17 protein-coding genes are annotated in these 13433 nt (G+C 65.5%); 5 read left to right on the top strand and 12 right to left on the bottom strand.

Going from position 1 to position 13433, the window contains the following annotated elements:
- Positions 1-275: 275 nt before the first annotated feature.
- Entirely contained in the window at positions 276-815 is a 540-nt protein-coding gene (locus PHQ87_RS09080; protein ID WP_300233219.1) for a c-type cytochrome, read from the top strand.
- Between the two features lie 85 nt (positions 816-900).
- Here PHQ87_RS09080 and PHQ87_RS09085 read toward each other — a convergent pair whose 3' ends face one another.
- From PHQ87_RS09085 to PHQ87_RS09140, 12 genes are all read right to left on the bottom strand, one after another.
- Complete coding sequence (locus tag PHQ87_RS09085) at positions 901-1473, bottom strand: DUF2946 family protein (protein ID WP_300233221.1); 573 nt, start codon at positions 1471-1473, stop codon at positions 901-903.
- Complete coding sequence (locus tag PHQ87_RS09090; RefSeq protein WP_300233223.1) at positions 1473-2501, bottom strand: alpha/beta fold hydrolase; 1029 nt, start codon at positions 2499-2501, stop codon at positions 1473-1475. Before PHQ87_RS09090 ends, PHQ87_RS09085 begins: the two co-directional genes overlap by 1 nt.
- Positions 2502-2570: 69 nt before the next feature.
- Positions 2571-3143, bottom strand: coding sequence for a cyclic nucleotide-binding domain-containing protein (locus tag PHQ87_RS09095; RefSeq protein ID WP_300233225.1), 573 nt, complete (start codon positions 3141-3143; stop codon positions 2571-2573).
- A 130-nt stretch (positions 3144-3273) separates the two neighbouring features.
- A complete protein-coding gene (locus PHQ87_RS09100; RefSeq protein WP_300233226.1) occupies positions 3274-3693 on the bottom strand; it encodes a F0F1 ATP synthase subunit epsilon in 420 nt (139 codons plus the stop codon).
- Between the two features lie 99 nt (positions 3694-3792).
- A complete protein-coding gene (gene atpD, locus PHQ87_RS09105; RefSeq protein ID WP_300233227.1) occupies positions 3793-5199 on the bottom strand; it encodes a F0F1 ATP synthase subunit beta in 1407 nt (468 codons plus the stop codon).
- 46 nt (positions 5200-5245) lie between these two features.
- Positions 5246-6115 carry a F0F1 ATP synthase subunit gamma gene (atpG, locus tag PHQ87_RS09110; RefSeq protein ID WP_300233229.1) on the bottom strand — a complete coding sequence of 290 codons (870 nt, stop codon included), beginning with the start codon at positions 6113-6115 and terminating at the stop codon, positions 5246-5248.
- Positions 6116-6147: 32 nt separating this feature from the next.
- Entirely contained in the window at positions 6148-7704 is a 1557-nt protein-coding gene (atpA, locus tag PHQ87_RS09115) for a F0F1 ATP synthase subunit alpha (RefSeq protein WP_300233230.1), read from the bottom strand.
- Between the two features lie 53 nt (positions 7705-7757).
- On the bottom strand, positions 7758-8288 hold the full coding sequence (locus tag PHQ87_RS09120) for a F0F1 ATP synthase subunit delta (RefSeq protein ID WP_300233232.1): 531 nt from the start codon (positions 8286-8288) through the stop codon (positions 7758-7760).
- 54 nt (positions 8289-8342) lie between these two features.
- Complete coding sequence (locus PHQ87_RS09125) at positions 8343-8813, bottom strand: F0F1 ATP synthase subunit B (RefSeq protein WP_300233234.1); 471 nt, start codon at positions 8811-8813, stop codon at positions 8343-8345.
- Positions 8814-8944: 131 nt separating this feature from the next.
- Complete coding sequence (gene atpE / locus PHQ87_RS09130) at positions 8945-9193, bottom strand: F0F1 ATP synthase subunit C (protein ID WP_234264340.1); 249 nt, start codon at positions 9191-9193, stop codon at positions 8945-8947.
- A gap of 83 nt (positions 9194-9276) precedes the next feature.
- Positions 9277-10140 carry a F0F1 ATP synthase subunit A gene (atpB, locus tag PHQ87_RS09135; RefSeq protein ID WP_300233238.1) on the bottom strand — a complete coding sequence of 288 codons (864 nt, stop codon included), beginning with the start codon at positions 10138-10140 and terminating at the stop codon, positions 9277-9279.
- A gap of 36 nt (positions 10141-10176) precedes the next feature.
- Positions 10177-10764 carry an ATP synthase subunit I gene (locus PHQ87_RS09140; RefSeq protein ID WP_300233239.1) on the bottom strand — a complete coding sequence of 196 codons (588 nt, stop codon included), beginning with the start codon at positions 10762-10764 and terminating at the stop codon, positions 10177-10179.
- Positions 10765-10845: 81 nt separating this feature from the next.
- On the opposite strand from PHQ87_RS09140, the gene PHQ87_RS09145 reads away from it, so the two are divergent.
- The 4 genes from PHQ87_RS09145 to PHQ87_RS09160 form a co-directional block, all read left to right on the top strand.
- Positions 10846-11130: a DUF493 family protein gene (locus PHQ87_RS09145; RefSeq protein WP_300233241.1), complete on the top strand. Its 285-nt coding sequence runs from the start codon at positions 10846-10848 to the stop codon at positions 11128-11130.
- 1 nt (position 11131) lies between these two features.
- The gene (gene lipB / locus PHQ87_RS09150) at positions 11132-11824 is read left to right on the top strand and encodes a lipoyl(octanoyl) transferase LipB (RefSeq protein WP_300233243.1); all 693 of its coding nucleotides are present in this window, start codon (positions 11132-11134) and stop codon (positions 11822-11824) included.
- A gap of 29 nt (positions 11825-11853) precedes the next feature.
- Positions 11854-12861 (top strand): lipoyl synthase, encoded by a 1008-nt coding sequence (lipA, locus tag PHQ87_RS09155; protein WP_300233245.1) that lies wholly within the window; start codon positions 11854-11856, stop codon positions 12859-12861.
- 82 nt (positions 12862-12943) lie between these two features.
- On the top strand, positions 12944-13433 hold a 490-nt coding region (locus tag PHQ87_RS09160; RefSeq protein ID WP_300233247.1), incomplete at its 3' end, for an EamA family transporter.

Genomic DNA, 13433 nt, shown 5'->3' on the forward strand with positions numbered 1-13433 from the left:
TACGTTGTAGCCTGATGACCACAGGCTTCGGAGGCCGATACTCTATCCACTGAGCTACAGCCGCGTGGCTGTTTTGAGACCGATGGTCAGGATTGTACGGTGTGCGGCCATGACCACAGGCGGCTGCACAGGCTGCCATTCTAGCAGCCTGGCCGTGGTCCGGATGGCAGGCGCCCTCGGGTGGCTATAATTGAAGGCTGCCTGCGCCCTTTGGGTCGCGTGGCCGCTTAGCCCCACACACCATCTTGGCCCCGTTTCGCGACCTTGAGGACAACATGAGCGATCACTCGCACGACTCCCACACCGGCCCCATCAAGACGCCCGCCCAGTTGCTGTGGACGTCGTTCTTTTCTTTCGTCGTCCCGGTCTTCATCATCATCGGGCTGGTCTTCTTCGTGACGCGCGGTGACAAGCCGTCGGCCGGCTCGGTGGATCCGGAACTGGCCACGGCCATCCGCATCCAGAAGATCGGCTCGGTCGAGTTGCGCGACGCCAACCGCCCGCTTGAATCCGGTGCAGCCGTGTTCAAGGCCCAGTGCGCGGCCTGCCACGAAACCGGTCTGGCCGGCGCGCCCAAGTTCGGTGACGCCGCGGCCTGGGCGGCCCGCATCGCCACCGGCTACGAGGCCTTGCTGACTTCCGCGCTCAAGGGCAAGGGTGCCATGGGTGCCCAGGGCGGCGGAGCCTTCTCCGACATCGAAATCGGCCGCGCCGTGGTCCACATGACCAACGCCGCCGGTGCCAAGTTCGAAGAACCGCAACCGCCCGTCGCCGAAGGTGAAGCCGGCGCCGAAGCGCCCGCAGCAGCCCAGTGATGCCCCGCTGCTGACCCTTCCAGAAGAAATGCCGGCCCTGCGCCGGCTTTTCTTTTTTTCCCGTGCCCGCCATCACGGCGGGCCGTCACGAAGCAGTCTGACCCTGCGTCTCGTGCATCCGCGCCGGGCTCGGCACATAGCCACCCATCGCGGGCAGCTCACGCGCATTCACGCTTTCCGGTACCCAGCGCCCCTGCTCGACCGCATCGGCCGCCTGCACCATGTCGGCACTGTGCACCAGGCCCAGGCCCAGCGCCGTCTGCAAGTACAGGCGCCCTGCCTCGTCCATGAGCGCGCGCTGCACCGGGCCGGCGTCTTCACCGGTATGCGCCGTGACACGGCCGTCGGGCTGGATGCGCCAGATCAGGGGCGTGACTTCCAGTTCCACGAACACCCGCTGTGGCCCGTTCTGGAAGAACCAGCGGCCCTGCTCGTCTGCCAGGTAGTTGCGGTGGATGAACTCGATCAGCTTGTCGTGGCGCAGCGCCGATCCCTTCGCGCCCACACCCGTCTCACCCGGCAATGGCGCAAACGGGCCCTGCGCCTGGATGCGGTCATCGCGCATGTGCCAGGTGCCCCGCTGGTCCAGCCCCAGCCAGCCGAAGCAGTCCGGCACGTTGGGCCATTTGGCCATGGCTGCCTTGACGATCTCGTCCATCAGGATCTCCTTGTGTTCTGCTGTGGCGAGAGCAGCCAGTGACCCACCGCTGCCGGCATCGCCCACACATGGCCCGGCAGGGGCCAACCCGCCAGCGAGGAGGGGAAGCCGACGTGGCCACCTTGCCCGGGCTGCCACAAGCTTACCCATGAACCGACCTCCTGTGCCCGTGGCAGCGATGCCGCAGGGACGAACGGGTCGTTCTTCGCGTTCAGCACCAGCGCCGGCACCCGGATGCGGTGCAGGTGCGGCTTGGCCGAGGCGCGCGCCCAGTAGTCGTCCACATCGCGAAAGCCATGCAGCGGTGCCGTGAACAGGTTGTCAAAAGCGTACAGATCGCGCACCTCCCGCAGGGCGTCGGCATCGAACAGCCCGGGGTGTTGCGCCAGCTTGCCCAGCGCTTTCGGGACCATGGTCGACAGGAACACCCGGGTGTAGACGAGCCGGTTGAAGCCCTGCCCGATGGCACGCCCGCCGGCAGCCAGATCCAGCGGGGCGCAGATCGAGGCGACGGCATCCACCACGCGGCCGGCGCTGTCGCCGGCCTCGCCAGCCCAGCGCATCAGCGCATTGCCCCCGAGCGACACGCCCGCCGCCAGCAGCCGTCGCCCGGGCCGGGTGGCCGCGAAACGGCGCAGGATCCAGTCGATCTCTTCGTAGTCGCCGGAATGGTAGGCGCGGGGGGCCAGGTTCATTTCACCCGAACAGCCACGGAAATGCGGCACCGCCATCGCCAGCCCCTGACGGGCCGCGAAGTCGGCAAACGCCACGGCATACTGACTCGCTGACGAGCCTTCCAGTCCATGGAATAGCACCAGCAAGGGGGCATCCGGTGCGGCCTCGTGGCAGGCATGGTCAACATCGATGAAGTCACCGTCGGGCGTGGTCCAGCGCTCCCGGCGCCATTGTGGTGGCGGACCCTGGTGGCGCCGGGCCAGCACGGCCGACCACAGGGTCTGCGCGTGGCCGCCGGGCAGCCAGCGCGGCGCCCGGTACGACGCCAGCGTCAACGCCATCGATGCCTGCATGCTCACCTCCTCAGCGCCGACCGCACCGCCTGGCGACGCCCGGGATCCACGGACAACGGCCGGACACGGTCAGACCTCGCTGGTGCCGTCCGGGTACGAGGTCCGACCGATCATGGCCGTCAACTCCTGCTGGAGGGCCAGGTTCATCCGGGCGAAATTCTTCAGCTTCCGGGTGGTTTCCCGCAGGCGATCGGCCATGCGCTTCGTGATGGCCAGCAGCAGGCGCGCACCCACGCTCGGGTCGTCCTTGAGCAGCCGCATCAGCGCGGTGCGTGTCAGCACGGCCGCCGCCACGTCCGTCACCGCCCGGCAGGTGGCGGAGCGCGGCTCGCCGTCGACCAGGCCCAGCTCACCGATCAGACTGCCGGGGCCCAGTATCCGGACCACCATCTGGCTGTCGTCGCCCACACCTGTGCTTTCCACCGAAATATCGCCCTCGAGCACCAGCAGCATGTAGTCGTTGCGCTTCTTCTCGCCCTCACGGATGAAGACCGTGCCGGCCGAGAACGCCCGGGGCTTCATGTAGCCCACGATCTTGACCGCGTCCCGCAGCGTCAGGTCGTCCAGCGCAGACGGCGTCACCAGCAGGCGCGCCGCCACTTCCTCAGGACTGAGTTCCGGGTTTTCAAGAATGGAGATCATGCGCAGGCCGATGGCGTATCTGGTTATGTTAGCGACTGTGCCGGTCAGCGAGGGTGGATGGCGGAAATAAAAAAAGGCCGCAGCGGAGCGGCCTTCTCGGGTGGCATGCTGCCCCACACTGGGGCTCCGGTCATTTCTTCTGCCGGTACTTGCGCAGCGCGGCAATCTGGGCCGCCATGATGGCCAGCTCCGACGTCGCCTTGGCCAGATCGAGATCGCTCTTGGCGTTCTTGACGGCTTCCTCGGCCTGCTTGCGCGCGTCGTTGGCCTTGGCTTCGTCCAGATCCTGGCCGCGAATGGCGGTATCCGACAGCACCGTGATGCGGTTCGGCTGGACCTCGAGAATGCCACCGGCCACGAAGACGAACTCCTCGCCGCCTTCGGCCTTCTCGATGCGCACCGCACCCGGCTTGATGCGGGTGATCAGCGGAATGTGGCCCGGCAGAATGCCCAGCTCACCCGCCTCGCCCGGCAGTGCCACGAACTTGGCCTCGCCCGCGAAGATGGACTCTTCGGCGCTGACGACATCGACGTGGATGGTGTGTGCCATGTGAATTGCTCCAGTGTGAAGTGGTTGGGATGAGCCAGCGGGCAGGAAGGCCGGCGGGGCACCGCGGGGGCGCGGTCACCAGCTTTCCTGGCGCGATGCTCAGGCCAACTTCTTCGCCTTCTCGAAGGCCTCGTCGATGGTGCCGACCATGTAGAAGGCCTGCTCGGGCAGGTGGTCGCACTCGCCGGCGGTGATCATCTTGAAGCCGCGGATGGTTTCCTTCAGCGGCACGTACTTGCCGGGCGAACCCGTGAACACTTCGGCCACGTGGAACGGCTGCGACAGGAAACGCTGGATCTTGCGGGCGCGGGCCACCGCCAGCTTGTCTTCCGGCGCCAGTTCGTCCATGCCCAGAATGGCGATGATGTCACGCAGTTCCTTGTAGCGCTGCAGCGTGCCCTGCACGGCGCGCGCCACTTCGTAGTGCTCCTGACCCACGACCAGCGGATCGAGCTGGCGGCTGGTGGAGTCCAGCGGATCCACGGCGGGGTAGATACCCAGCGCAGCGATGTCACGCGAGAGCACCACGGTGGAGTCCAGGTGGGCGAAGGTCGTGGCGGGCGAGGGGTCGGTCAAGTCATCGGCCGGCACGTACACGGCCTGGATCGAGGTGATCGAGCCCACCTTGGTCGAGGTGATCCGCTCTTGCAGGCGACCCATTTCCTCGGCCAGCGTCGGCTGGTAACCCACGGCGGAAGGCATACGACCCAGCAGGGCGGACACTTCGGTACCGGCCAGGGTGTAGCGGTAGATGTTGTCGACGAAGAACAGCACGTCACGGCCTTCGTCACGGAACGATTCGGCGATCGTCAGGCCGGTCAGGGCCACGCGCAGACGGTTGCCCGGGGGCTCGTTCATCTGGCCGTACACCATGGCCACCTTGGACTCGCCCAGGTTCTCCAGGTTCACGACGCCGGAATCGGCCATCTCGTGGTAGAAGTCGTTGCCCTCGCGGGTACGCTCGCCCACACCGGCGAACACCGACAGACCCGAGTGGGCCTTGGCGATGTTGTTGATGAGTTCCATCATGTTCACGGTCTTGCCCACACCGGCGCCACCGAACAGGCCCACCTTGCCGCCCTTGGCGAACGGGCACACCAGGTCGATCACCTTGATGCCGGTTTCGAGCAGTTCCTGCGAGGGGCTCAGCTCGTCGTAGGCCGGGGCCTTGCGGTGGATGGAGGCGGTCAGCTCTTGCGAGACTTCGCCGCGCTCATCGATCGGGTTGCCCAGCACGTCCATGATGCGGCCCAGCGTGGCCTTGCCCACGGGCACCGTGATCGGCTTGTTGGTGTTGGACACCACCATGCCACGGCGCAGGCCGTCGGAGGAGCCCAGCGCAATCGTGCGCACCACACCGTCGCCCAGCTGTTGCTGGACTTCCAGCGTCAGGGCGGAACCTTCCATCTTCAGGGCGTCATAGACGCGCGGCATCTGGTCGCGCGGAAATTCCACGTCCACCACGGCGCCGATGCACTGAACAATCTTGCCTTGTACTTGAGACATGATGTTTACCTTTTCTGTTTTCTCTGGATTCGGTTGACCGCCCGGCTCAGACGGCGGCAGCGCCGGCGACGATTTCCGACAGTTCTTTCGTGATGCCGGCCTGGCGGGTCTTGTTGTAGACCAGCTTGAGCTCGTCAATGACGTTGCCGGCGTTGTCGGTGGCGGCCTTCATCGCCACCATGCGTGCCGACTGCTCGGACGCCATGTTCTCGGCCACGGCCTGGTACACCAGCGCCTCGACGTAACGCACCAGCAGATCGTCGATCACGGACGGGGCGTCCGGCTCGTAGATGTAGTCCCAGTCCTTGCCCTTGGCGCCATCCTGCAGGTCGCTGGCCGACAGCGGCAGCAGTTGCTCCACCACGGCTTCCTGCTTCATCGTGTTGATGAATTTGGTGTAGCACAGGTAGACGGCATCCAGCCGGCCTTCGGCGTAGGCGTCCAGCAGGACCTTGGCCGGACCGATGAGCTTTTCCAGATGGGGGGTGTCGCCCAGGCCCGTGACGCTGGACACCACCTTGGCGCCCACACGGTTCATGAAGCCCAGTCCCTTGTTGCCGATGGCCACCACCTCGGCCGCCTTGCCAGCGGCCTGCATGTCCTTGAGCTGGTTGGTCACCGCCCGCAGCACGTTGGTGTTCAGGCCGCCGCACAGGCCCTTGTCGGTCGTGACGACGACGAAACCCGTGGTCTTGGCGCCCTCGTTGACCTTCATGAACGGGTGCGTGTACTCCGGGTTGGCCTTGCTCAGGTTACCCGTGATCTGGCGCACCTTGTCCGCGTAGGGCCGGGCCGCACGCATGCGGTCCTGCGCCTTGCGCATCTTGGAGGCGGCCACCATTTCCATGGCTTTGGTGATCTTCTTGGTGTTTTCCACCGATTTGATCTTGCCGCGGATTTCCTTTCCTGCTGCCATTGCTGCTCCTTAAGCTGAGGTCAATGGGCGGCTCAGTACGTACCGGTCTTCTTGAAGTCGGCGATCGCGGCAGTGAGCTGGGCTTCGGCGTCCTTGTCCATGGCCTTGTCGTTGTCGAGCTTGGCCACCAGTGCGGCGTGCTTGTCCTTCAGGAAGGCATGCAGGCCGGCCTCGAAGGGCAGCACCTTCTTGACGTCGATGTCGTCCATGAAGCCCTTGTTGACCGCGAACAGCGACGCGGCCATCAGGCTGATGGGCAGCGGGCTGTACTGGGCCTGCTTGAGCAATTCGGTCACGCGGGCACCGCGGTCGAGCTGCTTGCGGGTGGCTTCGTCAAGGTCGGAAGCGAACTGCGCGAAGGCGGCCAGTTCACGGTACTGTGCCAGGTCGGTACGGATACCGCCGGACAGGCTCTTGATCAGCTTGGTCTGGGCCGCACCACCGACGCGGGACACCGAGATACCCGCGTTGATGGCGGGGCGGATGCCGGCGTTGAACAGGTTGGTTTCCAGGAAGATCTGGCCGTCGGTGATCGAGATCACGTTGGTCGGCACGAAGGCGGACACGTCACCGGCCTGCGTTTCGATGATCGGCAGCGCCGTCAGCGAACCCGTCTTGCCCTTGACCTCACCCTTGGTGAAGGCTTCGACGTAATCGGCGTTCACGCGCGCGGCACGCTCCAGCAGACGGCTGTGCAGGTAGAACACGTCGCCGGGGTAGGCTTCGCGGCCCGGCGGGCGGCGCAGCAGCAGCGACACCTGACGGTAGGCCACGGCCTGCTTGGACAGGTCGTCGTACACGATCAGGGCATCTTCACCGCGGTCGCGGAAGTACTCGCCCATCGTGCAGCCGGCGTAGGCCGACAGGTACTGCATGGCGGCCGATTCGGACGCCGAAGCCGCCACGACGATGGTGTATTCCATGGCGCCGGCCTGCTCCAGGGCACGCACCACGTTCTTGATGGACGACGCCTTCTGGCCGATGGCGACGTACACGCAGGTCATGTTCTGACCCTTCTGGTTGATGATCGCGTCGATGGCGACAGCGGTCTTGCCGGTCTGACGGTCACCGATGATCAGCTCGCGCTGGCCGCGGCCGACGGGCACCATGGAGTCGATCGACTTCAGGCCGGTCTGCACCGGCTGGTCCACCGATTGACGCGCGATCACGCCCGGGGCCACCTTCTCGATCACGTCGGTCAGCTTGGCGTTGATCGGGCCCTTGCCGTCGATCGGCTGACCCAGGGCGTTGACCACGCGGCCCACGAGCTCGGGGCCCACGGGCACTTCCAGGATGCGGCCCGTGCACTTGACGGTGTCGCCTTCGGAGATGTGTTCGTACTCGCCCAGCACCACGGCGCCGACCGAATCGCGCTCCAGGTTCAGTGCCAGGCCGAAGGAGGGCTGGCCGTCCTGGGTGGCGGGGAACTCGAGCATTTCACCCTGCATCACGTCCGACAGGCCGTGGATGCGCACGATACCGTCGGTCACGGACACCACCGTGCCCTGGTTGCGCACATCGGACGAAGCGGCCAGGCCCTCGATGCGGGACTTGATCAGTTCAGAGATTTCTGCGGGATTGAGTTGCATGACTCTTTCCTTCTTTCGTTAAAGGGATGCGGGCCAGCGGATGCTTGCGGCGCTCACGCCGTCAGGGCCACTTTCATTTGTTCGAGACGGGCCTTGACCGATGTGTCGAGCACCTCGTCGCCCACCACCACGCGTACGCCACCGATGAGCTCGGGCGCCAGGCGGACCTGGACGTCGAGCTTGCGGCCGAAGCGCTTTTCCAGCGCGGCGGCCAGATCGGCCAGCGCAGCCGCATCGATGTCGAAGGCGCTGTAAACCACCGCGTCCGACGAGCCGCGCTGGGCGTTGACCAGGGCGCGGAACTGCGCCGCAATCTCGGGCAGCGCGCTCAGGCGTCCGTTGTCGAGAACGGTGCGCAGGAAGTTCTGCCCGATCACCGGCAGTGCCGTCTTGAGCACGCCGGCGATGACACCGTAGACCTGCTCGGCGGTGAACTTGGGGTTGTCGGCGAACTGGCGCAGCTGCTCGTTCGAGGCAACGGCAGCCAGCTCTTCGAGCCAGGCGCTCGCGCCGGCGGCATCGGCGCCGGCCGCCTTGAACAGCGCTTCTGCGTATGGACGTGCAATGGTGGCGATTTCGGCCATGATCTACCTTTGGGTGCCTGCGGATGTCAGGGGAACACGACGTCTAATCGGCGATCAGAGTTCGGTCTTGAGGCGGTTGAGCAACTCGGCGTGGACGCCGGCGTTGACTTCGCGGCGCAGAATCTGCTCGGCGCCCTTGACCGCCAGTGCGGCCACCTCTTCGCGCAGACCTTCGCGGGCCTTGATCACCTGTTGCTCGGCGTCCTGACGCGCTGCCGCCACGATCTTGGCGGCCTCTTCCGACGCGCGGGCCTTGGCTTCATCGATCAGGGCCTGGGCACGGCGCTCGGCATCGGCCAGGCGCATGGTGGACTCGTTGCGCGACTTGCTCAACTCCTCTTCCACCCGTTTGTTGGCGACGGCCAGCTCGGTCTTGGCCTTCTCGGAAGCAGCCAGACCTTCGGAAATCTTCTGCGCACGCTCGTCAAGCGCCTTGGCGATCGGTGGCCACACGAACTTCATCGTGAACCACACCAGAATCGCAAAGACGACGGCCTGCGCGAAGAGGGTTGCATTGATGTTCATCGCAACGCCTTTCTTCAGTGTGTTGTCAAGAGTGGTGACGCACTTGCTGCGGCACCGGCGGAAGGGTTACGCCCGGACCGGGAGGTATCGGCCAGTCCTGCAGGCGCCGCCGGACCCGGCAGCAAACCCCATCAGGCCAGAACGAACGGGTTGGCGAAGGCGAACAGCAGGGCGATGGCCACACCGATCAGGAACGCAGCGTCGATCAGACCGGCCAGAATGAACATCTTGGTTTGCAGGTCGTTCATCAGCTCGGGTTGACGAGCGGAAGACTCCAGGAACTTGCCACCCATCAGGGCAATACCGATCGAGGCGCCAATGGCACCCAGACCAACGATCAGACCGCAAGCCAGAGCAACCAGACCCAGAATGTTTTCCATGATGACTCCTAGTGAGATGAAATGAAGGTTGTTGAAAGAAGTGAAGAACGAAAGGAAACCCGAGCGCGGCCTAGCGGTTCGCGTCAGTGAGCATCATGTGCCTGCCCCAGGTAGATCAGGGCCAGCATCATGAAAATGAACGCCTGCAGGGTGATGATCAGAATGTGGAAGATGGCCCACACTGCACCGGCGACCAGGTGCCCGACGAAGAACAGCCCCCCGCTGAGCGACAGCGCAGCGTAACCGCCGAGCAGCGCGATCAGCATGAACACCAGTTCACCCGCGAACATGTTGCCAAACAACCGCATGCCGTGGGACACCGTCTTGGCCACGAACTCGATTATTTGCATCAGGAGGTTGACCACACCCAGCAGCAGCGCCCACACGGGGTTCTTGCTGGTACCGAAGGGAGCGGTCACCAGTTCATGGGTCCAGCCACCCAGACCCTTGATCTTGACGTTGTAGAACAGGCACAGCAGCAGCACCGACACCGACAGACCCAGCGTGGTCGACAGGTCGGCCGAGGGCACCACGCGCAGGTAGGCATGGTGATCGCCGGTGGCGCCCTGCCAGGCCAGCGGCAGCAGGTCCACGGGCAGCAGGTCCATGAAGTTCATCATGAAGATCCACAGGAACACCGTCAGCGCCATCGGGGCAATGAGCTTGCGGCTGGAGGCGTTGTGGATCACCGACTTGGCCTGGTTCTCGACCATTTCGACCAGGATCTCGACGGCGGCCTGGAAGCGCCCCGGCACACCGGCGTGCGCCTTGCGCGCGGCCAGCCAGAGCACGAAGCAGATCAGCGTACCCAAAATGACGTTGATCACCACGGAGTCGATGTTGATCACCGAGAAGTCGATGATCGACGACTGCGTCTTGTTCGTCAGATGGACGAGGTGGTGGCGAATGTATTCGCCCGGGGTCAGTCCAACACCTTCTGCTGCCATGTTGTCGTGCGCCTGTCCGGCGTGAAAAGTTAACCGTTACTTCGGGCGCCTGATCTGGAACCAGAATCCAAACCAGTACACCTTCAGAGCCAATACCAGCCCGACCAGCAGGCCAGGCCAGTTCAGATCCGGAACCACCTTCGGCGCCGACCAGAGCATGGCCACCGCCAGAAGGATCTTGATCCCTTCCCACAGCAAAAAGCCGGCGAACGCAGCCTGCGCCACGCCCGCCAGCAGACGGGCCAGGGCACTGGAGGTCAGGCCATAGGCCATCAGGGCCGACGGAACCGCCACCGCTGCCGCGCCATAGAGCACCGACCAACCCACCGAGGCCCGTTGCGTCAGCAACCAGGCCAGTGCGCCGGAGACCAGCCCCACCAGCACCTGCACCCCGACCAGCCGCCAGAGCGACAGCTCCGGCTGACCGGCCCGCCACTGCTGCGCCTGTTCGCGCGTCAGTGGCTTGAATTCGGGCTCTTGCTCCCCATCTTCTTCCCAGGCATCCGTGTGATCATCGTGTGCCGCCTTGGGCTGCGGGCGCCTGTTGTCAGGCCCGGGCTTGGTCGGCATGGCAGATGGCAAACGGTTGACGCTTGGGTTACGAAGGATTGCAAAGCCGCCCATTATACGTAGAAACCCCAGCGGCGAGTCAACCGCCAGGCGACCTCCCGGTAGCAGCCACCCGAGGTCGATAATGAACCTACCATGCAGTCACCGCCCTTCATTCCTCCCGAACAGTCGCTCATCGAGTACCCCGTCCGCTTTCCGATCAAGGTGATGGGGATGAACAACGACGAGTTCGTCGCCGCCATGGTGGCGGTCGCCCGCTCGTTCGAACCGGGCTTCGACGAGGCCTGGCTGGAGCGCAGGCCCAGCCGCGCCGGCAACTACCTGGGGCTGACGGTCTCGATCCACGTGACCAGCCGCGAGCACCTGGACAACGTCTACCGGGCGCTGACCGCCCACCCGCTGGTCAAGTACGTGCTCTGACATGAAGACCGTCTGGCTCGGTCCGGTCGAGTACCTGCCCACCTACGAGGCCATGCAGGCCTTCACCGCCACCCGCGGGCCCGACACGCCCGACGAACTGTGGATGTGCGAGCACCCGCCCGTGTTCACCCAGGGCCTGGCCGGGCGCGCCGACCACCTGCTGGCCCCCGGCGGCATTCCCGTCGTGCAGACCAACCGGGGTGGCCAGGTCACCTTCCATGGCCCGGGCCAGGTGGTGGCCTATCCGCTGCTCGACCTGCAGCGCGCCGGCTATTACGTCAAGGAATACGTCTACCGCATCGAGGAAGCGGTGATCCGCACCCTCGCCCACCTGGGCGTGACCGGCCACCGCGTGGCCGGCGCACCCGGCATCTACGTGCGCCTGGACGACCCGCGCAGCCACGCCATGCTGCCGCAGCGGCCGCAGCGCCGCACCGCGGGCAGCACCGCGCCCGAGCCCGACTTCACCGGCCTGGGCAAGATCTCGGCGCTGGGCATCAAGCTCAGCCGGCACTGCACCTACCACGGCGTGGCCCTGAACGTGGCGATGGACCTGCAACCCTTTTCCCGCATCAACCCGTGTGGGTATCAGGGGCTGCAAACGGTGGATCTTTTTACAATAGGAGTTGAGATTTCATTAGATGAAGTCTCAAAGCTGCTGGCGGCGCGATTGTCTGCCACACTGGCCCCCTGAAGCTCCCGACGCGCCCTGCGCCCCTTGCCATGAACCGCACCGACACCCCGGCGGCCACCGAACCGAACACGGTCCGCCAGGCCCAGCCCACCGCCAGCTACGATCCCACGGCCAAGCAAAAAAGCCAGGCCAAGACCGCGCGCATCCCGATCAAGATCGCGCCGGCCGAGGTACTCAAGAAGCCCGAGTGGATCCGCGTCAAGGCGGGGTCGCCCAGCACGCGCTTCTACGAGATCAAGGACATCCTGCGCAGCAACAAGCTGGTGACGGTGTGCGAGGAAGCGTCGTGCCCGAACATCGGCGAATGCTTCGGCAAGGGCACGGCCACCTTCATGATCATGGGCGACAAGTGCACGCGGCGTTGCCCGTTTTGCGACGTCGGCCATGGCCGCCCGGATCCGCTGGATCCGGACGAGCCGGACAACCTGGCCCGCACCATCGAGCAGTTGCGGCTGCGCTACGTGGTGATCACCAGCGTGGACCGTGACGACCTGCGCGACGGTGGCGCCGGCCACTATGTGCAGTGCATCACCCGCACGCGCGAGCGCTCGCCCCTGACGCAGATCGAGGTGCTCGTGCCCGACTTCCGCGGCCGCCTGGACAAGGCGCTGGACATCCTGGCGCAGGGCCTGCCCGACGTGATGAACCACAACCTCGAAACCGTGCCGCGCCTGTACAAGGAGGCGCGCCCCGGCGCCGATTACCGGCATTCGCTCAAGCTGCTCCAGGACTTCAAGGCACGCTTCCCCGGCATCCCGACCAAGAGCGGCCTGATGGTCGGCCTGGGCGAGACCGACGAGGAGATCCTGGAGGTCATGCGCGACATGCGCGCGCACGGCATCGACATGCTGACCATCGGCCAGTACCTGGCGCCCAGCGGCCACCACCTGCCGGTGCGCCGCTATGTGCACCCGGACACTTTCAAGATGTTCGAGGACAAGGCCTACGAGATGGGCTTCACGCACGCGGCCGTGGGCGCCATGGTGCGCAGTTCGTACCACGCCGACCAGCAGGCACACGGCGTGCTGAACAAATGAACGCCGGCTGCCTGTCGGTGCGTCACTACGGCGCGTCCCGGTAAGCTCGGCGGCCTATGACCGCCCTGTCCTGCCGTTTCCCATGAGCCCCCACAGCCATGACACCGGGCTCGGTGTCGCGTTCGGCGTGGCCGCCGGCGCCGCCTGGGGCCTCGTCTTCATCGCGCCGCAACTGGTGGGCAACTTCTCGCCCATGCAGTTGGCGGCCGCCCGCTATCTGGCCTACGGTCTGTTCGCGATCATCCTGGTCGCGCCGCGCTGGCGCGCGCTGGCGCCGCGCATCAGCGGCACCGAGTGGTGGGCCCTGCTGCGGCTGAGCCTGCTGGGCAACATCGTCTACTACGTGCTGCTGGCCAGCGCGGTGCAGCGCGGTGGCGTGGCGATGACCTCGCTGGTGATCGGTTTTCTGCCCATGGCCGTGACCCTCATCGGCAGCCGGGGCCACGGTGCCGTGCCGCTGCGCCGCCTGCTGCCGACCCTGGTGCTGGGCCTGGCCGCGATCGTCTGCGTGAGCTGGCAGGCCCTGGGAGCCCCCTCGGCCCTGCCCATGGGCACCCGCGTCACCGGCTTTG

The sequence above is a fragment of the Hydrogenophaga sp. genome, from assembly GCF_028698005.1.
In the GTDB taxonomy this organism is placed as follows: domain Bacteria; phylum Pseudomonadota; class Gammaproteobacteria; order Burkholderiales; family Burkholderiaceae_C; genus Hydrogenophaga.